Source organism: Pseudoduganella violacea (assembly GCF_014191875.1).
In the GTDB taxonomy this organism is placed as follows: Bacteria; Pseudomonadota; Gammaproteobacteria; order Burkholderiales; family Burkholderiaceae_D; genus Rugamonas; species Rugamonas violacea_A.
Genome location: NZ_JACHXD010000004.1, coordinates 166,490 through 188,622, shown reverse-complemented (window position 1 = coordinate 188,622; position 22,133 = coordinate 166,490). Strand labels below are relative to the sequence as shown.

The window sequence follows — 22,133 nt, the reverse complement described above, 5'->3', positions numbered from 1 at the left end:
GAGCCGGCTTTTTGCTTGAGGGCGGGGCGCTTAGTCGCGGCTGCCGCCCAGCCCCAGCAGGGCCAGCAGGTTGCTGAAGATGTTGTACACGTCGAGGTACAGATTAAGCGTGGCGCTGACGTAGTTGGTTTCGCCGCCGTTGACGATCTGTTGCACGTCGAACAGGATGTAGGCGGAGAAGATGGCGATCGCCAGCACGGAAATGGTGATCGACAGCGCGCCCATGCCCAGGAAGATATTGCCGATCGAGGCCAGGATCAGCACGATCACGCCGGCGAACAGCCATTTGCCCAGCATCGAGAAGTCGCGCTTGGTCACAGTGGCGTAGCTGGCCAGGGCGGCGAACACGGTGGCCGTGCCGCCGAAGGCGGTCATGATCAGCTGGGCGCCGTTGGAGTAGCCCAGGGTGCGCGTGAGCAGGGGCGTCAGCAGCAGGCCCATGAAGAAGGTGAAGCCCAACAGCAGGGCCACGCCGACGCCGCTATTCTTGTTCTTTTCGATACCATAGATGAAGCCGAAGGCCACGGCCATGAACAGGATGAAGCCCATGAAGCCGCGTGGAATCGGCACGCCGAAGGACACGCCGATCACCGCGCCCAGCACGGTCGGGATCATCGACAGGGCTAGCAGCCAGTAAGTGTTGCGCAGGACGCGGTGCTGGGCCAGTTGGCGGCTGCCAGACAGGTCATACGGTTGTTGCATTTGATTCATAAGTGCCTCCAGTGTTGGTTCACGATACTGCTTTGCCAAAAGCATAGCACGAGTGGCAAAAAATGCGAAAAATCGGCCCCGGCCCGCCTTGCCACCGAGAGTTAGCCGCCTGCCATGCCTTTTCCTCGGTATATGGGGTGTTCTATGGTAAAATCAAAGGTTGATCCAGCTATCAATTTTGTTTTAAACCTTTCTTTTTATTGGAGTTTTTTAAATGGCAATCGAACGCACCCTGTCGATCATCAAACCAGACGCAGTCGCCAAGAACGTAATCGGCCAGATCTACAGCCGTTTCGAAGGCGCCGGCCTGAAAGTGGTCGCAGCACGCATGGCCCAGCTGTCGCGCGCTGAAGCCGAAGGCTTCTACGCCGTGCACCGCGAGCGTCCATTCTTCAAGGATCTGGTCGACTTCATGATTTCCGGCCCTGTCATGATCCAGGTTCTGGAAGGCGAAGGCGCCATCCTGAAAAACCGCGACCTGATGGGCGCGACCGATCCGAAGAAAGCTGAAAAAGGCACCATCCGCGCCGATTTCGCTGACTCCATCGACGCCAACGCCGTTCACGGTTCGGACGCTGCCGAAACCGCCGCTGTGGAAATCGCTTACTACTTCCCAGCACTGAACGTGTACTCCCGTTAATTTTTGCTTCGGCAAAAATTAGCGTCGTACTGACGGTATAGAGTAGTATCTGTTTGCCTCCCGCACCGGTTCGCCCGGCACGGGAGGCAAGCGCATTTTAGAAATTGTAATGAGCAAGACTATGGAAACGACCCTCACCAATTTGCTGGACCTCGATCCCGCGCAACTGATCGCCTACTGTGCGGAGTTGGGTGAGAAGCCGTTCCGCGCCAAACAGCTGCAGCGTTGGATCCACCAGTTCGGTGCCGCCGACTTCGACAGCATGACCGACCTCGCCAAATCGCTGCGCGAGAAGCTGAAGACGCGCGCCCATATCGTGGCGCCGACCGTCATCAGCGATCACACCTCGACCGACGGCACGCGCAAGTGGCTGGTCGACGTGGGCAATGGCAATGCGGTGGAAACCGTGTTCATCCCGGAAGAAAACCGCGGCACCCTGTGCATCTCGACCCAGGCCGGCTGCGCCGTCAACTGCCGCTTCTGCTCGACCGGCAAGCAAGGCTTCAACCGCAACCTGAGCGTGGGCGAAATCATCGGCCAGCTGTGGATGGCCGAATTCGAACTGCGCAAGACCAAGGGCATCGAGCCGGGCCCGAAAGGCGAGCGCCAGATCACCAATGTGGTGATGATGGGCATGGGCGAACCGCTGCTCAATTACGAGCCGACCGCCACCGCGCTCAAGCTGATGCTGGACGATAACGCCTACGGCCTGTCGCGCCGCCGCGTGACCCTGTCCACCTCGGGCGTGGTGCCGATGATCGACAAGCTGGCGCAGGATGTGCCGGTGGCCCTGGCCGTCTCGCTGCACGCCTCGAACGACGAGCTGCGCAACGGCCTGGTGCCGCTGAATAAGAAATACCCGCTGGCCGAGCTGCTGTCGGCCTGCAAACGCTATCTGGAATTCGCGCCGCGCGACTTCATCACCTTCGAATACTGCATGCTGGACGGCTTCAACGATACCGACGAGCATGCGCGCGAGCTGGTGGCGCTGGTCAACCATCCGCAGTATGGCGTGAACTGCAAGTTCAACCTGATCCCGTTCAACCCCTTCCCGGAATCGGGCCTGACGCGCTCGAAGAATCCGCGCATCAAGGCCTTCTCCCAGATCCTGATGGACGCCGGCATCGTCACCACCATCCGCAAGACGCGCGGCGACGATATCGACGCCGCCTGCGGCCAGCTGGCCGGCGAGGTCAAGGACCGCACCCGCGTGCAGGAGCGGATGGAGAAGATGGCCGAATATCAGGAGAAATTCGGCGCCAATTTCGGCAAGATCGTGGAGATCCGTTCCTGATGACCGCCGCCGCCCCGCGCCGCTACGCCCGCCTGGCCGCCTTCGGCCTGGCCGGGCTGCTATGCGGCTGCGCGGCGGCGCCGGACAAGAATGTGAAGGCCGACCTGCCCACGGCTTCCGACCAGACTTCGGCGCAGAAGCGCGCCGAAATCCGCATGCAGCTGGCGGTCGGCTATTACGAGCAGGGCCAGTACGCGGTGGCGCTGGACGAGGTGAAGAAGGCCATCGTGGCCGCGCCGGACAGCGCCGACGCCTACGGCATGCGCGCCCTGATTTATATGGCCATGGGCGAGGTGGCCCTGGCCGGCGACAGCTTCCAGCATGCGCTCAAGCTGGCGCCGCACAATCCGGAAATCAGCAATAACTACGGCTCTTATCTGTGCCAGACCGGCCAGGTGGGCGAGTCGTTCAAGTACTTCGATGCGGCGCTGGGCAACCGCGCCTACCAGTCGCCGGCGACGGCGCTGAATAATGCGGGCGATTGCGCCCTGAAGCTGAAGGACTTTGCGCAGGCGGAGAAGTATCTGCTGCCGGCCTTGCAGCTGACGCCGGATCTGGCGATTACGAACATCAACCTGGCACGGGTGTATTACGAGCGCCGCGACTATCCGCGCGCCGGTTTTTTCATCACCCGGCTGGGCAAGGTAGCCAAGACGGACGGCCTGACGGCGGACGTATTGTGGCTGGCGATTAAAGTGCAGCATAAGCTGGGCGATACCGGCGCGGAGCAGGGCTGGGCGACGCAATTGCGCCGCCACCATTCCGCCTCGTCCGAATATGCTGCGTACCAACGTGGGGCGTTTGATGAGTGAGACAGGGGTACCAATGGATTCAGAGTGGCAGGATGAGCCGAAAGACCAGCCGAAAGACCAGCGCAATGCTCCTACGCCCGGAGCGCAACTGGCGGCACAGCGCGAGGCGCTGGGCCTGACGGTGGAACAGATCGCGGACCAGCTCAAGCTGGCGCCGCGCCAGGTGGCGGCCATCGAGAGCGGCGACTATGCCGCGCTGCCGAATATGGCCGTGACGCGCGGCTTCGTGCGCGCTTACGCCAAGGTGGTCCGGCTCGACGCCGCGCCGCTGGTGGCGATGATTGAAGTGCCGTCCGATACGGTGCATGAGCATGCGCAGCCGGTGCGGCGCGAAGCGATCGGCACGACCTTTACCGAGTCGCGTTTCCCGACGCTGACCGAGCGCCGCCAGTCGCGCATCGGCATGCTGGCCGCCGGCGGCACCGTGGTGGTGCTGGCGCTGGCCGTGGCCGGCGCCTGGAAAGCGGGCGTCATCCATCCGGCGATGTTCAGCCGTGGCGACAGCGCCGCGCCGGCCGCCGAGAGCGCATCGGCCGCCGCCAGCGCCGAGGTGCAGACGCCGCTCACCGTGACCAGCCCGAACGCCGACACCGCGCCGCTGCAATCGAATACCGTGCCGCTGGTATCGGTGCCGCCGCAAGGCGCCGCCACCACGGATGCGCCGCAAGCCGGCGTCAACGGTCCGGCCGCCGCCCCTGCCGCCAGTCCGGCGACGGTGACGCCTGTGGCCACCGTGCCAACCGCCGTTCCTGCGGCCGCCGCGGTGCCGCCAGCCGCTGCAGCCGTCAAACCGGCCGCGCAGCCGACCGCCGCCACGCCTGTCGCGACCGCGCCGGCTGCAATGCCTGCTCCTGTTGCAGCCACGCCAGCCACCGCCGCTCCAGCCACCGCCGCCGCTGCTGCGGGCGGCACCCTGGTGCTGAAGGTGAGCGTGGATTCGTGGGTGGAGATTCGCCGCCAGGGCGGTTCGCCGCTGATTTCGCGCCTGGTCAAGGCCGGCAGCACCGAGACTTTCGAGATCAAGGACCCAGCTCTGCTGATCGTCGGCAAACCGGATGGCGTGCAGGCGACCCTGCGCGGCGCGCCGCTGGAGCTGCCGCGCGTGGCCGGCGGTACAATCTCCCGCGTCAATATCAAGTAATCGTTTTTAGCCAGCAGATACAGCCATGTCTTCTATGAATACAGCCATTCCGTCGGGACCGAACGCGCGCCGCTCCAGTTGCGGCGTGCTGGTGGCGCACGGCGAGCGCAAGGTCTGGGTGGGTGGCGCCGCGCCGGTGGTGGTGCAGTCCATGACCAATACCGACACCGCCGACGCCGTGGCGACCGCGATCCAGATCAAGGAACTGGCGCGCGCCGGTTCGGAACTGGTGCGCCTGACGGTGGACCGTCCCGAGTCGGCCGCCGCCGTGCCCTATATCCGCGACCAGCTGGACAAGATGGGCGTCGACGTGCCCCTGGTCGGCGACTTCCATTACAACGGCCACACCTTGCTGACCGAATACCCGGACTGCGCCCAGGCGCTGTCCAAATACCGCATCAATCCTGGCAATGTGGGCAAGGGCGCCAAGCGCGACACCCAGTTCGCCCAGATGATCGAAGTGGCGATCAAGTACGACAAGCCGGTGCGCATCGGCGTGAACTGGGGTTCGCTGGATCAAGCCCTGCTGGCGCGCATCATGGACGAGAACGCGGCGCGCGCCAATCCCTGGACCGCCCAGGCCGTGATGTACGAAGCCCTGGTCACGTCCGCCATCGAAAACGCGGTGCGCGCCGAGGAACTGGGCATGGGCCGCGACAAGATCATCCTGTCCTGCAAGGTATCCGGCGTGCAGGATCTGATCGCCGTCTACCGCGAGCTGGCCAAGCGCTGCGACTACGCCCTGCATCTGGGCCTGACCGAGGCGGGCATGGGCAGCAAGGGCATCGTCGCCTCGACCGCCGCGCTGTCGGTGCTGCTGCAGGAAGGCATCGGCGACACCATCCGCATTTCGCTGACCCCGGAACCGGGCGGCGACCGCAGCAAGGAAGTCGTGGTGGGCCAGGAAATCCTGCAGACCATGGGCCTGCGCAAATTCACGCCGATGGTGATTGCCTGCCCGGGTTGCGGCCGCACCACCTCCACCGTGTTCCAGGAACTGGCGGACGATATCCAGACCTATCTGCGCGAGCAGATGCCGGAATGGAAAAAGACCTACCCGGGCGTGGAGGCGATGAACGTGGCCGTCATGGGCTGCATCGTCAACGGTCCCGGCGAATCGAAGCACGCCAATATCGGCATCAGCCTGCCCGGCACCGGCGAGTCGCCGGCCGCGCCGGTGTTCGTCGACGGCGAGAAGGTCGCCACCCTGCGCGGCGAGAATATCGTGCAGGAGTTCCAGACCATCGTGCTCGATTACGTGCGCAAGAATTACAGCAAACAAGCAGCTTAAAGAAACAAGCTTAGAGAATCCTATGTCCGAAAATAAAAAAGCCGAGAAAATCGTCGCCATCAAAGGCATGAATGACATTCTGCCGGCCGACGCCCATCTGTGGGAACTGTTCGAGAACACCGCCCAGTCCATCATGCAGAGCTATGGCTTCCAGCAGATCCGCACGCCGATCGTGGAAGAAACCCGCCTGTTCGCGCGCGCCATCGGCGCCGTGACCGACATCGTGGAAAAGGAGATGTACTCCTTCACCGATTCGATGAACGGCGACCAGCTCACCCTGCGTCCTGAAAACACCGCCGGCGTGGTGCGCGCCGTGCTGGAGCATAACCTCGTGTACGAAGGCCCGAAACGCTTGTGGTACAAGGGCCAGATGTTCCGCCACGAGAAGCCGCAGCGCGGCCGCTACCGCCAGTTCCACCAGTTCGGCGCCGAAGCCGTGGGCTTCACCGGCCCGGACATCGACGCGGAACTGATCATGCTGTGCCGCCGCCTGTGGGATGACCTGGGCCTGCAGAACATCCGCCTGGAGCTGAACTCCATCGGCGACGCCGAGGAGCGCGCGCGCCACCGCGTCGACCTGATCGCCTACCTGGAACAGCACGAGGAGATTCTCGACGCCGAAGCCAAGCGCCGCCTGCACAGCAATCCGCTGCGCATCCTGGACACCAAGAACCCTGCCATGCAGGACATGGTCAACCAGGCGCCCAAGCTGCTCGACTACCTGGGCGCGGAATCGCTGGCCCACTTCGAAGGCGTGCAGAAGATCCTCAAGGCGAACAACATTCCCTTCGTGATCAATACCCGCCTGGTGCGCGGCATCGACTACTACAACCGCACCGTGTTCGAATGGGTGACGGACGAACTGGGCGCGCAGGGCACGGTTTGCGCCGGCGGCCGCTACGACCCGCTGATCGAAATGTTCGGCGGCAAGCCGACGCCCGCCGTGGGCTTCGCCATGGGCATCGAGCGCCTGATCGAATTGATGAAGGCCGCCGGCGACATCGCCGAGCCTAGCCAGTGCGACGTCTACATGGTGCACCAGGGCGAGGAAGCCCAGATGCAATCGTTCGTGCTGGCCGAGCGCCTGCGCGACGCCGGGCTGGATGTGGTGCTGCACTGCGCCGCCGCCACCGGCCCTGGCAGCTTCAAATCGCAGATGAAGAAGGCCGACGCCAGCGGCGCCGCCTTCGCCGTCATCATGGGCGAGGACGAAGTGGCCAACAAGACCGCCAGCGTGAAAGCGCTGCGCGGCGAAGAGGGCGAGCAGCAGCAAGCCACCGTGCCTTTCGACGGCGTGGTGGACCATATCGTGGACCAGATCGCAGGCTGTGGAGACGACTGCGACCATGACCACGACCACGTGCATCACCACCGCTTTCACTGATCCGAGTAGCATTCCTTCAACCCGATAAAAGATAAGCAGACAGACAATGGCATACGATCTCGAAGAACAAGAACAGCTTGCTTCCCTCAAGGCTTGGTGGGCGAAGTACGGCAACCTGACGTCCTGGGTGGTGATCGCCGGCCTGGCCGCCTTCTCCGGCTGGAACGGCTGGAATTACTATCAGCGCAACCAGGCAGCGCAAGCCTCGACCCTGTACGATGAAATGCAGACGTCGGTGGGCAAGGACAACGCCAAGGTGCAGCGCGCCGCCGGCGACATCCAGAGCCGCTTCGGCGCCACCGCCTACGCGCAGATGAGCGCCCTGGTGGCCGCCAAGAGCGCCTTCGACGCCAACGATATGAAGGCTGCCAAGGCCCAGCTGCAATGGGTGATCGAGAAGGGCAATGAAGAGTACAAGGCCGTCGCCAAGCTGCGCCTGGCCGGCGTGCTGCTGGATGAAAAAGCCTATGACGAAGCGCTGAAAGTGCTGGCCGGCGACAGCTCGCCGCAGTTCAGCGGCGCCGTGGCCGACCGCAAGGGCGATATCCTGGTGGCCCAGAACAAGCTGGTGGAAGCCCGCGCCGCGTACAAGGCCGCGCTGGATGCGACCGACAAGAAAAACCCTGGCCGCCAGCTCATCGAGCTGAAGCTGGAAGCCATCGGCGGTAGCGTGCCGGAAGAGAAAGCCGCCGCCTAAGCGCCGCGCTCCCACGATCAGTACCCCATCTCCAGGATTGAGGTAGACATATTTATGCGTATCACCGGAAAAGTAATTGGCGTCAGCCTGCTGGCTCTGGCCTCGGGTTGCAGCTCCCTGAACCCTTTCGCCTCGGAAGAGAAAAACAAGCCGGCGTCGCTGGTTGAACTGAAGTCGCCGATGGCCGTGCGCACCGTCTGGAAGCATTCGGTCGGCAAGGCCGGCGCGGCGGTGTTCTCGCCCGCGCTGTCGGGCGCCAGCCTGTACCTGGCCGACGCCGACGGCGCCATCGAGCGCATCGACGTGGCCAGCGGCAAGCAGCAGTGGCGCATCAAGGCCGGCAGCGACCTGACGGCCGGCGTGGCCACCAATGGCAGCGTGGTGGTGGTGGGCGGCGTCAAGGGACAGGTGCTGGCTTTCGACGCCGACGGCAAAGCGCTGTGGAAGGCGCAAGCGAGCAGCGAAGTGCTGTCCAACCCGGTGGTGGGCGAGGATGTGGTGGTGGTGCGCACGGTGGACAACAAGATCACCGCCTATGAAGCCAAGACCGGCAAGCAGCGCTGGACGGTGCAGCGCACCACGCCGGCCCTGACCTTGCGCAATGCGCCGGGCATGGTGATCGCGGGCAGCAATGTCTACGTGGCCCAGCCGGGCGGCAAGCTGCTGGCGCTGACCCTGGCGGCCGGCCTGCCGCGCTTCGAGGTGGCCGTGGCCGAACCGCGCGGCGCCACCGAGCTGGAACGCGTGGCCGACATCGCCGGCACGCCGGTGGTGTACGAGCAGGATATCTGCGCCGTCACCTATCAGGGCCGCGTCGGTTGCTTCGACCTGAACACCGGTGTCGGCCGCTGGAACAAGGATACCTCGTCCGATGTGGGCGTGGCCGTGGACCAGCGCTTCGTCTTTGTCTCCGACGACAAGGGCGCCGTGATCGCTTACGGCCGCGAAGGCGGCCAAAGCGCATGGAAGAATGAAAAACTGGAGAACCGCCGTCTGTCCACGCCGCTGTCGTATGGCCGCGCCGTGGCGGTGGGCGATTTCCAAGGCTATGTCCACTTCCTGTCGCGGGAAGACGGGGCATTGATTGGCCGCGTCGCCACCGATGGCAGCCCGATTCGCTCGGTGCCGCTGGTGGCTGGCACGAATTTGATTTTCCAAACCCAAGCAGGAACAGTGACCGCTCTCGCGGTCGAGTAATATACAAAATGAAGCCGGTAATCGCACTCGTAGGTCGCCCGAACGTCGGGAAATCGACCTTATTCAATCGTCTGACCCGCTCGCGTGACGCGCTGGTGGCGGACTTGCCTGGTCTGACGCGTGACCGTCACTATGGCGAAGGCCGCGTCGGCGAACGTCCCTTCCTGGTCATCGATACCGGCGGTTTCGAGCCGGTCGCCAAGGATGGCATCATGTTCCAGATGGCCCTGCAGACCAAGCAGGCCGTGGCCGAAGCCGACGTGGTCATCTTCCTGGTCGATGGCCGTCAGGGCATGACCCCGCACGACAAGACCATCACCGACTTCCTGCGCAAGAGCGGCCGTCCGGTCATGCTGGTGGTGAACAAGGCCGAAGGCATGCGCTACACGGCCGTGGTCTCGGACTTCTATGAGCTGGGCCTGGGCGAACCGTACGCCATCTCGTCGGCCCATGGCGACGGCGTCAACGACCTGGTGCAGGAAGCGTTGGACATGGCCTTCGCATCGCGTCCGGCCGACGAGGAAGAGCTGCTGCCCGACGAGCGCGGCGTGAAGATTGCCCTGGTGGGCCGCCCGAACGTGGGCAAGTCCACCCTGATCAACACCCTGCTCGGCGAAGAGCGCGTGATCGCCTTCGACATGCCCGGCACCACGCGCGATTCGATCGAGATTCCGTTCGAGCGCGAAGGCAAGAACTACACCCTGATCGACACCGCCGGCATCCGCCGCCGCGGCAAGGTGTTCGAAGCGATCGAGAAGTTTTCGGTGGTGAAGACGCTGCAATCGATCTCGGAAGCGAACGTGGTGATCCTGATGCTGGACGCCCAGCAGGACATCTCCGAGCAGGACGCCCACATCGCCGGCTTCATCCTGGAATCGGGCCGCGCCCTGGTGCTGGCCGTGAACAAATGGGACGGCCTGCAAACCCACCAGCGCGACCAGGTCAAGATGGACATGGACCGCAAGCTCGATTTCCTCGGTTTCGCCAAGACCCACTTCATCTCGGCGCTAAAATCGACCGGCATCGGCCCGCTGATGAAATCCGTCGACGCGGCCTATGCGGCGGCCACCGCCAACCTGGGCACGCCGAAGCTGACCCGCGCCTTGCAGGAAGCGATCGAGAAGCAGGAGCCGAAGCGCAAGGGCGGCCTGCGTCCGAAGATGCGTTACGCCCACCAGGGCGGCATGAATCCGCCGGTCATCGTCATCCACGGCAATTCGCTGGATGCGGTGAGCGAGCCGTATAAGCGTTATCTGGAAAAGCATTTCCGCGAGACCTTCTCGCTGGTCGGCACCCCGCTGCGCATTGAGTTGCGTACTGGCAAAAATCCTTTCGATAAAAGAGAGAAATAAGCGCAAGCCATTTCCAACGTTGGAAATATTTTTGCTGAAGCGGATGTGCAATCTGCAAAAAACGGAAAAACAGGTTACAGTATCCTTGGAGCCGCCTTCTCTGCTATTTTTATTGCAGAGGAGTGGTGGGCTGGCACTTGAAATCAAGCGTTTCGCCTCCAATTCCAACACAACAACATAAAATGGAGCTGTTATGAGCAACAAAGGGCAATTATTACAAGACCCATTCCTGAACGCGCTGCGTAAAGAGCATGTTCCTGTTTCGATTTATCTGGTTAACGGCATTAAGCTGCAAGGCCATATTGAATCGTTCGACCAGTACGTCGTCCTGCTGCGCAATACCGTCACCCAAATGGTGTACAAGCACGCCATTTCGACCGTGGTGCCGGCGCGCGCCGTCAACCTGAATATCGAATCCGAGGCGGAGTAAGCGCGTTGACTTTAATGGCAACGCAGCTTCGCCTTTTAACTTCTTTTGCCTGACCGTCGTATGCGCGCAGCACTAGTCGGAGTCGATTTCGGTCAGGGCGATTTCGCCGCCAGTATCGAGGAATTGATGTTGCTCGCCCGTTCGGCGGGCGCGAACCCTGTCGCCACCGTGACGGGCAAGCGCTCCAGCCCGGACGCGGCGTATTTCGTCGGCAGCGGCAAGGCCGACGAAATCGGCCATGCCGTGCAGGATCAGAAGCTGGAAATCGTCATCTTCAACCACGCCCTGTCGCCGGCCCAGCAGCGTAATCTGGAAAAGCGCTTGAATGTGCGCGTGCTGGACCGCACCAGCCTGATTCTCGATATCTTCGCGCAGCGCGCGCAGAGCCACGAGGGCAAGCTGCAGGTCGAATTGGCCCAGCTGCAGCATTTGGCCACGCGCCTGATCCGCGGCTGGACCCACTTGGAACGGCAGAAGGGCGGTATCGGCCTGCGCGGTCCGGGCGAAACCCAGCTCGAGACCGACCGCCGGCTGATCGGCGAGCGCGTCAAAGCGCTGCGCGCCCGTCTGGCCAAGCTGCGCAAGCAGCACGAGACCCAGCGCCGCGCGCGAGGCCGCAACAATACTTTCTCGGTGTCCCTGGTCGGCTATACCAATGCCGGCAAGTCGACCCTGTTCAATGCCATGACCAAGGCCGGCGTATATGTCGCCGACCAGCTGTTCGCCACCCTGGACACGACCTCGCGCCGCGTCTATATGGGCGAGGAGGTGGGCACGGTGGTGGTGTCGGATACGGTGGGCTTCGTGCGCGAATTGCCGCACCAGCTGGTGGCGGCTTTCCGCGCCACGCTGGAGGAGACCATCCACGCCGACCTGCTGCTGCACGTGGTCGATGCCGCCAGCCCGGTGCGCATGGAACAGATCGAGCAGGTCAACCTGGTGCTCAAGGAAATCGGCGCCGATCACATCCCCCAGATCCTGGTGTGGAACAAGATCGACGCGGCCGGCCTGGAGCCTTCGGTTGAGCGTGATGAGTATGATAAGATTTCCCGCGTTTTCACCAGCGCGCGCACGGGCCAGGGCCTGGATCTGCTGCGCGGCGCGATCACCGAAGCGGCCAGGGATGCACAGGACAGGGCCGGCGCCCAAGAGGAGTATTCGGCGCCGGACAGTATTTCCACCTTCACCCATGTCGGATCACATTAAAACATGCCTCTTCCCCTCCTAAAAAGAATAGGCTTGAAGCTGTCGCTGAACGACCCTCGCTGGGGTTCGGGCGATAAGGACGGCAACAAGCATGCCCAAGAAGGCAAAAAGCCCGGTAACGAAGGCCCGCCGGATCTGGACCAGCTGTGGCGCGATTTCAATCAGCGCCTGAATGGCCTGTTCGGCCAGAAGAACCGGGGCAACGGCAGCAATGGCGGCGGCAGCGGTGGCAGCGGCGGCGAGATGAAGGGCGCCGGCGCCACCTTTGGCGCGGTCGGCGCGATCGCCGTCCTGGTCTGGCTGGCCAGCGGCGCGTTCATCGTCCAGGAGGGGCAGACCGGGGTCGTGACGACCTTCGGCAAATTCAGCCACACCACGCCGGCCGGTTTCAACTGGCGCTGGCCTTATCCCTTCCAGGCTGACGAAACGGTCAACGTATCCCAGGTGCGCACGGTGGAAGTGGGCTACCGCTCCAATGTGAAGAACAAGCAGGCGCGCGAATCGCTGATGTTGACCGATGACGAAAACATCATCGACATCCAGTTCGCCGTGCAGTTCAAGCTGAAAGACCCGGTGGCCTGGCTGTACAACAACCGCGACCCGGAAGACACGGTGCGCCAGGTGGCCGAGACCTCAATCCGCGAAATCGTCGGCAAGAGCAAGATGGACTTCGTGCTGTACGAGGGCCGCGAGAAGGTCGCGTTCGAAACCCAGCAGCTGATGCAGCAGATTCTGGACCGCTACGCCTCCGGCGTGCAGGTGACGAATGTGACCATGCAGGGCGTGCAGCCGCCGGAGCAGGTGCAAGCCGCCTTCGACGACGCCGTGAAAGCCAGCCAGGACCGCGAGCGCCAGAAGAACGAGGGCCAGGCTTACGCCAACGACATCGTGCCGAAGGCGCGCGGCGAGGCCTTCCGCCTGCTGCAGCAAGCCGAGGCTTACCGCGCGCAAGTGACGGAAAACGCTTCCGGTAACGCCGACCGCTTCAAGCAGGTGCTGGTCGAGTACCAGAAGGCGCCGGCCGTGACGCGCGACCGCATGTATCTGGACACCATGCAGCAGATCTTCTCCAGCACCAGCAAGGTGATGGTCGACTCCAAGGCCGGCAGCAATCTGCTGTACCTGCCGCTGGACAAGCTGATCTCCCAGGTCGCCGCCAGCGACGCCGCCGCGCGCGCCAATGCGACGCCGCCGCCGCCGACCGCCATCCTGCTGCCGGATAATCCGCCGCAGATGGACCTGAACCGCCGCGACAGCCGTTCGCGCGAATCGTCCCGTGACCGGGAGGGCCGTTAATGAATCGTATCGTCAGTACCCTGATCGCGGGCTTCGTGGCCCTGATGCTGCTCTCGTCCACCGTGTTCGTGGTGGACCAGCGTAAATACGCGATTGTGTTCGCTCTGGGTGAGGTCAAGCAGGTGATCAACCAGCCCGGCCTGCACTTCAAGCTGCCGCCGCCATTCCAGAATGTGCTGTATCTGGACAAGCGCATCATGACCATCGATTCGCCTGACGCTGACCGCTTCATCACGGCCGAGAAGATGAATATCCTGGTCGATGCCTTCGTCAAATGGCGCATCAACGATCCGCGTCTCTACTTCGTCAGCTTCAGCGGCGACGAGAGCCGCGCGCGCGACCGCATGTCGCAGATCATCAAGGCGGCCCTGAACGACGAGATCACCAAGCGCACCGTGCGCGAAGTGATCTCCGGCCAGCGCGGCAAGGTGATGGAAGCGATCCGCGCCAAGGTGATCGCCGAGGCCAAGCAGATCGGCGTCGAGATCATCGACGTGCGCCTGAAACGCGTCGACTATGTCGAGCAGATCAACAACTCCGTGTACGAGCGCATGAAGGCCGAGCGCGTGCGCGTGGCCAATGAGCTGCGTTCCACCGGCGGCGCCGAATCGGAGAAGGTCCGCGCCGACGCCGACAAGCAGCGCACCGTGATCCTGGCCGAAGCCTACCGCGAAGCCGAGAAGATCAAGGGTGAGGGCGACGCCAAGGCATCGCAGATTTACGCCGACGCTTTCGGCCGCAATCCGGAGTTCTACAAGTTCTACCGCAGCCTGGAAGCCTACCGCGCCTCGTTCAAGAACAAGGCCGACGTGATGCTGGTCGACCCGAACTCGGACTTCTTCAAGTACTTCAAGAACAGCGGCGCCTCCGGTGGCGGCGCGCCTGCCAAGAAGTAAAAGCTGAAGAAAAGACAAGCTGGGGCCGCGCGCCGCAAGGTGCGCGGCCCCAAGTTTTTTCCTGTTAGCTTATGATTTCGCGTAAAATACGCGGTTTGGCCCGCCGCTTATTGCGCTGCGGCGCCGCGTCGCCTTATCTATTTTTTTAATCAATCCCTATCCGGTTTTCCCATGCCGAATTGGCTATTGCCTGAACATATTGCCGACGTCCTGCCGTCAGAAGCGCGCAAGATTGAAGAGCTGCGCCGCCAGATGCTGGATAACTTCCGCCTCTACGGTTACGAGCTGGTCATGCCGCCGCTGCTGGAGTACGTGGAGTCCCTGCTGGCTGGCGCCGGCCAGGATACCGACCTGCGCACCTTCAAGCTGGTGGACCAGATCTCCGGCCGCATGCTCGGCCTGCGCGCCGACATGACGACCCAGGTCGCCCGCATCGACGCCCACCTGCTCAACCGCAACTCCGTCACCCGCCTGTGCTATGCCGGCTCGGTGCTGCACACCCGCCCGTCCGGCCTGCATGCCACGCGCGAACCGGTGCAGATCGGCGCCGAGATCTACGGCCACGCCGGCCTGGAAGCGGATGCCGAAATCCAGGAACTGGCCCTGGCCTCGCTGGCCCTGGCCGGTTTCACTGAAGTGCGCCTGGACCTGGCCCACGTCGGCGTGCTGCGCGCCATCCTGGAGCTCGACAAGGCGGCCGAAAAAGACCATATCACCATCGTTCAGCTGCTGCGCGCGAAAGACGTGCCCGGTCTGCGCGAACTGACGGCCCATTACGCCCCGACCACGCGCGACGCGCTGCTGGCCCTGCCGCACCTGTACGGCGACGTGGATGTGCTGAAGCGCGCCCGCGCCGAACTGCCCGACGTGCCGGCCATCGCCAAGGCGCTGGCCGAACTGGCGGCGCTGTCGGCGTCGGCCATCGGCCGTGCCGACGTGGCGATCGACCTGGCCGACCTGCGCGGCTATCAGTATGAGAGCGGCGCCATGTTCGCGCTGTACGTGCCGGGCTTGCCCAATGCGGTGGCGCGCGGCGGCCGCTACGATCACGTTGGCGAAGCTTTTGGCCGGGCCCGTCCCGCCACCGGCTTCTCGCTCGACCTGCGCGAGCTGGCGCGCCTGCTGCCAACGGCGGAGCGCAAGCATTCGATCCGCGCACCGTGGGGCAACGCCCCCGAATTGAAGGAAAAAATCGCCGAACTGCGCAAGTCCGGCGAAGTTGTGATCCAGTCCATGCCGGGTCACAGCAATGAACAGGACGAGTTCGAGTGCGACCGCGCGCTGGTGCTCGACGATAATGGTAGCAACTGGATTCTTAAAAACTTAGGTTAGTGTGATGTCAAAGAAAACTATGGCAAAGAACGTCGTCGTCATCGGGACCCAATGGGGCGATGAGGGTAAAGGCAAGATCGTCGATTGGCTGACCGAGCACGCGCAAGGCGTGGTGCGCTTCCAAGGCGGCCACAATGCCGGCCACACGCTGGTCATCGGCGGCGTGAAGACCGCGCTGCAGCTGATCCCTTCGGGCATCATGCGCCCAGGCGTGGCCTGCTACATCGGCAACGGCGTGGTGGTGTCCGTGCCGGACGTGCTGCGCGAGATCGACAAGCTGGAAGCGGTCGGCGTGGAAGTGTCCTCGCGCCTGAAGATTTCCGAGGCTTGCCCGGTCATCCTGCCTTACCATACCGCGCTGGATGCGGCCCGCGAAGCGGCCCGCGGCGCCGCCAAGATCGGCACCACCGGCAAGGGCATCGGCCCGGCCTATGAAGACAAGGTGGCGCGCCGCGCCATCCGTATCGCCGACCTGCTGAACGAAAAGCGTTTCGCCGAGAAGCTGGCGGAAAACCTGGACTACCACAACTACGTGCTGGAAAACTATCTGAAGGCGCCGAAGGTCGAGTACCAGAAAGTGCTGGACGACGCGCTGGCTTATGTGCCGCGCCTGCGCCCGATGGTGGCCGACGTGTCGAGCGCCCTGTACACCGTGCACAAGAACGGCGGCAGCCTGCTGTTCGAAGGCGCGCAAGGTTCGCTGCTGGACGTGGACCACGGCACCTATCCGTTCGTGACCTCCTCCAACTGCGTGGCCGGCAACGCCGCCGCCGGTTCGGGCGTGGGTCCGAACATGCTGCACTACATCCTTGGCATCACCAAGGCTTACACCACCCGCGTGGGTTCCGGCCCGTTCCCTTCGGAACTGCCGACCGATGCCGGCGTTGGCCACCACCTGTCGGCTGTGGGCCACGAATTCGGCACCGTGACGGGCCGTGCCCGCCGCTGCGGCTGGTTCGACGCCGCGCTGCTGCGCCGCTCGGTGCAGATCAACGGCGTGTCGGGCATGTGCCTGACCAAGCTGGATGTGCTGGACGGCCTGGAAACCCTGAAGATCTGCACCGGCTACACCATTGACGGCAAACAGGTCGATATCTTCCCGGTCGGCGCCGAAGACGCTGCGCGCTGCCAGCCGATCTACGAAGAAATGCCAGGCTGGAAAGACAGCACCGTCGGCGCCAAGTCGCTGGCCGCGCTGCCTGCCGCCGCGCGCGCTTACATCAAGCGCATCGAGGAACTGGTGGGCGTGCCGGTCGATATGGTTTCCACCGGTCCTGACCGCGAAGAAACCATCGTCCTGCGCCACCCATTCGAATAAAAGCAATTCGCACAACAAGAGGTATTTACATGAACACCCCTCAAACGAACGAAAAGCACCTGTGGGTGTCGTGGGATGAGTATCACCGCCTGATCGAGCGCCTGGCGCTCAAGGTCCATGAGTCGGGCTGGAAGTTCGACATGGTGCTGTGCCTGGCGCGCGGCGGCGTGCGTCCTGGCGACGTCTTCTCGCGTATTTTCGACGTGCCATTGGCCATCCTGTCGACCAGCTCCTACCGCGCCGAAGCCGGCACGGTGCAGGGCGACCTGGATATCGCCAAGTACATGACGATGACCAAAGGTCCGCTGTCCGGCAAGATCTTGCTGGTGGACGACCTGGCCGATTCCGGCGTGACCCTGACCAAGGTCATGAAGCATCTGAAGGAAAACTTCGAAGGCGTGACCGAAGTGCGTTCGGCCGTCATCTGGACCAAGGGCTGCTCCACCTTCAAGCCTGACTACCAGATGGAAGAACTGCCGCACAACCCATGGATCCACCAGCCGTTCGAGGACTACGACGGCCTGCGCCCGCACCAGCTGGCCGCATGGATCAAGAAAGGCGAAACCGCTGCCTGAGCGTAGCGGCAAACGCAAGCCATAAAAATGGCGGGAGGCGGTGAAGCCTCCCGCCATTTTCTTTTATGCCGCCGCGCGGCGGTGCGCCAGGCGGTAGAGCAGGGGCAGGACCAGCAGGGTCAGGGCGGTGGAGGACAGGATGCCGCCAATGACCACAGTGGCCAGCGGACGCTGCACCTCGGCCCCGGTGCCGGTTGCCAGCGCCATCGGCACGAAGCCCAGCGAGGCTACCAGCGCCGTCATCAGCACCGGCCGCAAGCGCGTCAGCGCGCCCTCGCGGATCGCCTGGTCCAGTCCCATACCTTGCTCGCGCAGGCTACGGATAAAGGACAGCAGCACCAGGCCATTCAGCACCGCCACGCCGGACAGCGCGATAAAGCCCACCGCCGCCGAAATCGAGAGCGGAATGCCGCGCAGGGCCAGGGCCGCGATGCCGCCGGTCAGCGCAAACGGGATGCCGCTAAATACCAGCAAGCCATCCTTCATGCTGCCGAACATGGCGAACAGCAGCACCAGCACCAGGGCCAGCGCGGCCGGCACCACGATCTGCAGGCGCTGGGCGGCCGATTGCAGCTGCTCGAACTGGCCGCCCCAGCTGGTCCAGTAGCCGGGTGGCAGGCTGACGTCGCGCTGCATGGCTTGCTGCGCCTCGGCCACGAAGGAGCCGATATCGCGGCCGCGCACATTGGCGCTGACCACGATGCGGCGCTTGCCGTCTTCGCGGCTGACCTGGTTCGGGCCGGGCGCCACCTCCAGCGTGGCTACCTCGCTCAGCGGAATATGGCTGATGCGCTCATCGGCTGCGCTGCCGTTGCTGTTGCCGCTACCACTGCCGCCGCTGCTGCCTGCCATGTTGCCGCCTTTCTGCAACGGCAGCGGAATCGGCAAGCGCGCCAGCGCTTCCGGATCGCTGCGCACTTCGTCGGCCAGGCGCACCACGATGTCGAAGCGGCGGTCGCCCTGGAACAGATTGCCCGCTTCCTTGCCGCCCAGCGCGATGGCGATGGCGTCCTGGATATCGCCCGTGTTCAGGCCGTAGCGCGCCGCCTTGGCGCGGTCGACGCGGATATTCAGCATCGGCAGGCCGGTGGTCTGCTCGACCTTGACCTCGGCCGCGCCGCGCACCTTCTGCAGCGCGGCGGCGATGCGCGCCGCCTGGGCGTCCAGCACCGCCATATCGTCGCCGAACAGCTTCACCGCCACATCGCTGCGCACGCCGGAAATCAGCTCGTTGAAGCGTAGCTGGATAGGTTGGGAGAACTCGTAGTTCTGGCCCGGCAGCTTCTCGGCCGCGGCCTGGATCGCCGCCAGCAATTCATCGCGCGTCTTGCGCGGCTTGGGCCATTGGTCCTGCGGCTTGAGCATGATGTAGCCGTCCGAGATATTCGGCGGCATCGGGTCGGAGGCGATTTCCGCCGTGCCGGTGCGGGCGAAGATGCGTTCGATCTCGGGGAACTGGCGTTTCAGCTCGCGCTCCAGCTGCATCTGCATGGCCACCGACTGCGTCAGGCTGGTGCCGGGAATGCGCAGTGCCTGCACGCTGAAATCGCCTTCGTTCAGGCTTGGCACGAACTCGCTGCCCATGCGGCTGGCCAGCAGGCCGGAAAGCAGCACCGTCACGGCGGCAAAGGCCAGCACCACCGGCTTGTTGGCCAGGGCCAGATCGAGCGCGCGCGCATACCAGCTGCGGGCCGCCAGCATGATGCGGTTTTCCTTCTCTTCCACCTTGTCGCCGATGAAGAGGGCGACGGCGGCCGGCACGAAGGTGATCGAGAGGATCATCGCGCCCAGCAGGGCGATGACGACGGTGATCGCCATCGGATGGAACATGCGGCCTTCCACGCCGGACAGGGCGAACATCGGCAGATACACGATCATGATGATGAGCTGCCCGAACAGCAGCGGACGGCGCGCCTCGCGGGCGGCGGCAAAGACTTCCTCGAAGCGTTCCTCGCGCGTCAGCTTGCGGCCCAGCGCCGCCTGGGCGTGGGCCAGGCGGCGCACGCAGTTCTCCACGATCACCACCGCGCCGTCGACAATGATGCCGAAGTCCAGCGCGCCGAGGCTGAGCAGGTTGGCGCTGACCTTGTAAGCCACCATGCCGCTGAAAGTGAACAGCATGGATAGCGGAATCACCATCGCCGTCACCACGGCGGCGCGGATATTGCCGAGGAAGATAAAGAGCACCGCGATCACCAGCACCGCGCCTTCCAGCAGATTCTTCTTGACGGTGGCGATGGCTTTGTCCACCAGGACCGTGCGGTCGTAGACGGTGGTGGCGCTGACGCCCTGCGGCAGGGTGCGCGCGATCTCGTCCATGCGCTTGGCGACGGCTTGCGATACGGCGCGGCTGTTCTGGCTGATTAGCATGAAGACCGTGCCGAGCACCGACTCGTGGCCGTTGGCGGTGGCGGCGCCGGTGCGCAGCTCGCGGCCGATGCGCGCTTCGCCGATATCACGGACGCGGATCGGCACGCCACGCACATTGGCGACCACGATGTCGCGGATATCGTCCAGCGTGGCGACCTGACCCGGCGCGCGCACCAGCAATTGCTCGCCACGGCGTTCGATATAGCCCGCGCCGGTATTGCCGTTATTGCGCTCCAGCGCCGTCACCACATCCTGCAGGCTGAGGCCATAGGAGGCCAGCTTGCCCGGATCGGGCGCCACCTGGTATTCCTTGGCATGGCCGCCGATGGAGTTGATCTCGGTCACGCCCGGCACATTGCGCAGCTGCGGCTTGATGATCCAGTCCTGGATTTCGCGCAGATCGCTCAGGGAGTAGGGCGTGCCGTCGGCTTTCCTGGCGCCGTCCTTGGCTTCCACCGTCCACAGATAGATTTCGCCCAGGCCGGTGGAGATCGGCCCCATGGCCGGGATCACGCCGGCCGGCAGGCGCGCGCGCGCCTCCTGCAGGCGTTCGTTGACCAGCTGGCGCGCGAAATACAGGTCAGTGCCGTCGCGGAAGGTGACGGTGATCTGCGACAGGCCGTAGCGCGACAGGGAGCGCGTCTGCTCCAGGCGCGGCAAGCCCGCCATCACCGCCTCCAGCGGCTGCGAGATGCGCTGCTCGGTTTCCAGCGGCGAGTAGCCGGGAGCGGCGGTGTTGATCTGCACCTGGACATTGGTGATGTCCGGCACGGCGTCGATCGGCAGGCGCTGATAGCTGTAAATGCCCAGGATGGACATGCCCAGCACCGCCAGCATCACCAGCCAGCGCTGGCCGATGGCGAAGCGGATAAGTTTTTCAAACATGGTCTTTTTCCCCTCGCATCAGTGGCTATGCTCGGCGCCGGCCTTGCCCTGCTGGGCCTTGACCACGAAGCTGTTGACGGCGGCGTATTGCGCGCCGGCTTTCAGGCCGCTGAGGATTTCCGTGCGCTTGCCGTCGCTGCGCCCGGTCGTCACCGGCTGCGCCAGGAAGCCCTGCGGCGTGCGGACGAAGACGGCAGCCTTGCCTTCCACCGTCTGCACCGCTTCGGCGGCGACGGTGATGGCGGCATCCGATGCCTTGGACGCGGCATCCACGCTGACGAACAGGCCGGGACGCCAGGCCAGGTCGGGATTGCGCAGCGACAGGCGGGCCATGGCGGTGCGCGTCTGCTCGCCCAGCAGGGAGCCGACGTGGATCACCGTGCCGCTCGCGCTGGCGTTGAGCGCCGTGGCTTTGACCGTGGCTTGCTGGCCGACGCGCAGCGCATCGAGGTCGGACGGCGACACCGCCACCTCGGCCCACACGGTGGAAAGGTCGGAGATGGTGAAGACGTTCGCATCCTCCTTCACCGCCTCGCCTTGCGAGATATGCTTTTCCAGCACCATGCCGTCGAATGGCGCGCGGATCTGGTAGGCCGACAGGCGCGAGGAAGTGGTGGCGCTGGCGTCAGCGCCGAGTGCGTCCAGCTTCTGCTGGGCGTTGCGCACGGCGATCTCCGCCTCGTTCATGGCTTGCTTGGCTTGCAGATAGTCGAGTTCGGGCGCGACCTTATCCTGCCACAGCTGCTTTTCGCGTTCGGCCGTGGTGCGCGCCAGGTTCAGGCGCTGGCGCGCCGACAGCAGCTCGCTGCGGCGTTCCGACAGGTCGGCGCTGGCGACAACGGCCAGCACCTGGCCCTTCTTCACATGCTGGCCCAGGTCGGCGCTGACGCTTTCCACCACGCCGGCGACGCGCGGCACCACATGGGCGGTGCGGTCGCCGTTGAAACGGATTTCGCCGGGCAGGGTAACGCTGCTGCCGATCAGGGCCGGGCCAGCAGCCTCCAACGTGATGCCGGCGGACTGGATCTGCTGGGCGCTGAATTCCACCAGCTCGGCGTGTTCCTGGCTTTCCGCGCCGGCCTTGGCCGCGCCTTTGGCGTCGGCCTCCTTGCCGTGTTCATGGCCGTGGTCTTCCTTGCCGCCTTCCTTGTGGTCGTCCTTATGTCCGGCTTCGGTGTGGGATGGTTCGCCGATGGCTTTGCCCGTGCCGCCCGGCAGCAGGATCAGTGCCGCCAGCAGCGCGCCAATGCCGGCAATGGCGCCGATGGCGATGGTTTGTTTGCGTGTCAGAGTATTTTTCATGATG

General features: G+C 64.0%; 19 protein-coding genes. 16 read left to right on the top strand and 3 right to left on the bottom strand.

Going from position 1 to position 22,133, the window contains the following annotated elements; genetic code table 11:
- Nucleotides 1-30 precede the first annotated feature (30 nt).
- The gene (locus tag FHS03_RS09275; RefSeq protein WP_050412222.1) at nucleotides 31-711 is read right to left on the bottom strand and encodes a Bax inhibitor-1/YccA family protein; all 681 of its coding nucleotides are present in this window, start codon (nucleotides 709-711) and stop codon (nucleotides 31-33) included.
- 214 nt (nucleotides 712-925) lie between these two features.
- Here FHS03_RS09275 and ndk point away from each other — a divergent pair, with 214 nt between their 5' ends.
- From ndk to FHS03_RS09195, 16 genes are all read left to right on the top strand, one after another.
- Complete coding sequence (gene ndk, locus FHS03_RS09270; RefSeq protein WP_183440709.1) at nucleotides 926-1,351, top strand: nucleoside-diphosphate kinase; 426 nt, start codon at nucleotides 926-928, stop codon at nucleotides 1,349-1,351.
- 121 nt (nucleotides 1,352-1,472) lie between these two features.
- Entirely contained in the window at nucleotides 1,473-2,645 is a 1,173-nt protein-coding gene (gene rlmN, locus FHS03_RS09265; protein ID WP_183440878.1) for a dual-specificity RNA methyltransferase RlmN, read from the top strand.
- A complete protein-coding gene (pilW, locus tag FHS03_RS09260) occupies nucleotides 2,645-3,457 on the top strand; it encodes a type IV pilus biogenesis/stability protein PilW (protein ID WP_183440708.1) in 813 nt (270 codons plus the stop codon). The genes rlmN and pilW overlap by 1 nt, the downstream gene beginning before the upstream one ends.
- Nucleotides 3,458-3,470: 13 nt before the next feature.
- On the top strand, nucleotides 3,471-4,598 hold the full coding sequence (locus FHS03_RS09255) for a helix-turn-helix domain-containing protein (RefSeq protein WP_183440707.1): 1,128 nt from the start codon (nucleotides 3,471-3,473) through the stop codon (nucleotides 4,596-4,598).
- 25 nt (nucleotides 4,599-4,623) lie between these two features.
- Complete coding sequence (gene ispG / locus FHS03_RS09250; protein ID WP_183440706.1) at nucleotides 4,624-5,889, top strand: flavodoxin-dependent (E)-4-hydroxy-3-methylbut-2-enyl-diphosphate synthase; 1,266 nt, start codon at nucleotides 4,624-4,626, stop codon at nucleotides 5,887-5,889.
- Between the two features lie 22 nt (nucleotides 5,890-5,911).
- Entirely contained in the window at nucleotides 5,912-7,273 is a 1,362-nt protein-coding gene (gene hisS / locus FHS03_RS09245; RefSeq protein ID WP_183440705.1) for a histidine--tRNA ligase, read from the top strand.
- Between the two features lie 46 nt (nucleotides 7,274-7,319).
- Complete coding sequence (locus tag FHS03_RS09240) at nucleotides 7,320-7,970, top strand: YfgM family protein (RefSeq protein ID WP_176346949.1); 651 nt, start codon at nucleotides 7,320-7,322, stop codon at nucleotides 7,968-7,970.
- Nucleotides 7,971-8,024: 54 nt separating this feature from the next.
- Nucleotides 8,025-9,167 (top strand): outer membrane protein assembly factor BamB, encoded by a 1,143-nt coding sequence (gene bamB / locus FHS03_RS09235; protein WP_183440704.1) that lies wholly within the window; start codon nucleotides 8,025-8,027, stop codon nucleotides 9,165-9,167.
- 8 nt (nucleotides 9,168-9,175) lie between these two features.
- The gene (gene der, locus FHS03_RS09230; protein ID WP_183440703.1) at nucleotides 9,176-10,519 is read left to right on the top strand and encodes a ribosome biogenesis GTPase Der; all 1,344 of its coding nucleotides are present in this window, start codon (nucleotides 9,176-9,178) and stop codon (nucleotides 10,517-10,519) included.
- Between the two features lie 193 nt (nucleotides 10,520-10,712).
- On the top strand, nucleotides 10,713-10,949 hold the full coding sequence (gene hfq / locus FHS03_RS09225; protein ID WP_008450615.1) for an RNA chaperone Hfq: 237 nt from the start codon (nucleotides 10,713-10,715) through the stop codon (nucleotides 10,947-10,949).
- Between the two features lie 60 nt (nucleotides 10,950-11,009).
- Nucleotides 11,010-12,155, top strand: coding sequence for a GTPase HflX (hflX, locus tag FHS03_RS09220; protein WP_183440702.1), 1,146 nt, complete (start codon nucleotides 11,010-11,012; stop codon nucleotides 12,153-12,155).
- Between the two features lie 3 nt (nucleotides 12,156-12,158).
- Nucleotides 12,159-13,451 carry an FtsH protease activity modulator HflK gene (gene hflK, locus FHS03_RS09215; RefSeq protein ID WP_183440701.1) on the top strand — a complete coding sequence of 431 codons (1,293 nt, stop codon included), beginning with the start codon at nucleotides 12,159-12,161 and terminating at the stop codon, nucleotides 13,449-13,451.
- Nucleotides 13,451-14,347, top strand: coding sequence for a protease modulator HflC (hflC, locus tag FHS03_RS09210; RefSeq protein ID WP_183440700.1), 897 nt, complete (start codon nucleotides 13,451-13,453; stop codon nucleotides 14,345-14,347). Before hflK ends, hflC begins: the two co-directional genes overlap by 1 nt.
- A gap of 171 nt (nucleotides 14,348-14,518) precedes the next feature.
- Complete coding sequence (locus FHS03_RS09205) at nucleotides 14,519-15,679, top strand: ATP phosphoribosyltransferase regulatory subunit (RefSeq protein ID WP_183440699.1); 1,161 nt, start codon at nucleotides 14,519-14,521, stop codon at nucleotides 15,677-15,679.
- Nucleotides 15,680-15,683: 4 nt separating this feature from the next.
- Nucleotides 15,684-16,997, top strand: coding sequence for an adenylosuccinate synthase (locus tag FHS03_RS09200; RefSeq protein ID WP_183440698.1), 1,314 nt, complete (start codon nucleotides 15,684-15,686; stop codon nucleotides 16,995-16,997).
- Between the two features lie 29 nt (nucleotides 16,998-17,026).
- Complete coding sequence (locus tag FHS03_RS09195; protein ID WP_050412236.1) at nucleotides 17,027-17,572, top strand: phosphoribosyltransferase; 546 nt, start codon at nucleotides 17,027-17,029, stop codon at nucleotides 17,570-17,572.
- 63 nt (nucleotides 17,573-17,635) lie between these two features.
- On the opposite strand, the gene FHS03_RS09190 is transcribed toward FHS03_RS09195, so the two are convergent.
- Both FHS03_RS09190 and FHS03_RS09185 read right to left on the bottom strand, forming a co-directional pair.
- Nucleotides 17,636-20,827: an efflux RND transporter permease subunit gene (locus FHS03_RS09190; protein WP_183440697.1), complete on the bottom strand. Its 3,192-nt coding sequence runs from the start codon at nucleotides 20,825-20,827 to the stop codon at nucleotides 17,636-17,638.
- An 18-nt stretch (nucleotides 20,828-20,845) separates the two neighbouring features.
- The gene (locus FHS03_RS09185) at nucleotides 20,846-22,129 is read right to left on the bottom strand and encodes an efflux RND transporter periplasmic adaptor subunit (protein ID WP_183440696.1); all 1,284 of its coding nucleotides are present in this window, start codon (nucleotides 22,127-22,129) and stop codon (nucleotides 20,846-20,848) included.
- Nucleotides 22,130-22,133: the final 4 nt, after the last annotated feature.

Excerpts from the sequence above, each read along its gene's own strand:
- bamB (WP_183440704.1), top strand. The coding sequence starts at position 8,025 with ATGCGTATCACCGGAAAAGTAATTGGCGTCAGCCTGCTGGCTCTGGCC.
- hfq (WP_008450615.1), top strand. The coding sequence starts at position 10,713 with ATGAGCAACAAAGGGCAATTATTACAAGACCCATTCCTGAACGCGCTG.
- FHS03_RS09195 (WP_050412236.1), top strand. The coding sequence starts at position 17,027 with ATGAACACCCCTCAAACGAACGAAAAGCACCTGTGGGTGTCGTGGGAT.
- FHS03_RS09275 (WP_050412222.1), bottom strand. The coding sequence starts at position 711 with ATGAATCAAATGCAACAACCGTATGACCTGTCTGGCAGCCGCCAACTG.
- der (WP_183440703.1), top strand. The coding sequence starts at position 9,176 with ATGAAGCCGGTAATCGCACTCGTAGGTCGCCCGAACGTCGGGAAATCG.
- hflK (WP_183440701.1), top strand. The coding sequence starts at position 12,159 with ATGCCTCTTCCCCTCCTAAAAAGAATAGGCTTGAAGCTGTCGCTGAAC.
- FHS03_RS09190 (WP_183440697.1), bottom strand. The coding sequence starts at position 20,827 with ATGTTTGAAAAACTTATCCGCTTCGCCATCGGCCAGCGCTGGCTGGTG.
- FHS03_RS09200 (WP_183440698.1), top strand. The coding sequence starts at position 15,684 with ATGTCAAAGAAAACTATGGCAAAGAACGTCGTCGTCATCGGGACCCAA.
- FHS03_RS09255 (WP_183440707.1), top strand. The coding sequence starts at position 3,471 with ATGGATTCAGAGTGGCAGGATGAGCCGAAAGACCAGCCGAAAGACCAG.
- rlmN (WP_183440878.1), top strand. The coding sequence starts at position 1,473 with ATGGAAACGACCCTCACCAATTTGCTGGACCTCGATCCCGCGCAACTG.
- hisS (WP_183440705.1), top strand. The coding sequence starts at position 5,912 with ATGTCCGAAAATAAAAAAGCCGAGAAAATCGTCGCCATCAAAGGCATG.
- ndk (WP_183440709.1), top strand. The coding sequence starts at position 926 with ATGGCAATCGAACGCACCCTGTCGATCATCAAACCAGACGCAGTCGCC.
- pilW (WP_183440708.1), top strand. The coding sequence starts at position 2,645 with ATGACCGCCGCCGCCCCGCGCCGCTACGCCCGCCTGGCCGCCTTCGGC.
- FHS03_RS09205 (WP_183440699.1), top strand. The coding sequence starts at position 14,519 with ATGCCGAATTGGCTATTGCCTGAACATATTGCCGACGTCCTGCCGTCA.
- hflC (WP_183440700.1), top strand. The coding sequence starts at position 13,451 with ATGAATCGTATCGTCAGTACCCTGATCGCGGGCTTCGTGGCCCTGATG.
- FHS03_RS09240 (WP_176346949.1), top strand. The coding sequence starts at position 7,320 with ATGGCATACGATCTCGAAGAACAAGAACAGCTTGCTTCCCTCAAGGCT.
- ispG (WP_183440706.1), top strand. The coding sequence starts at position 4,624 with ATGTCTTCTATGAATACAGCCATTCCGTCGGGACCGAACGCGCGCCGC.
- hflX (WP_183440702.1), top strand. The coding sequence starts at position 11,010 with ATGCGCGCAGCACTAGTCGGAGTCGATTTCGGTCAGGGCGATTTCGCC.
- FHS03_RS09185 (WP_183440696.1), bottom strand. The coding sequence starts at position 22,129 with ATGAAAAATACTCTGACACGCAAACAAACCATCGCCATCGGCGCCATT.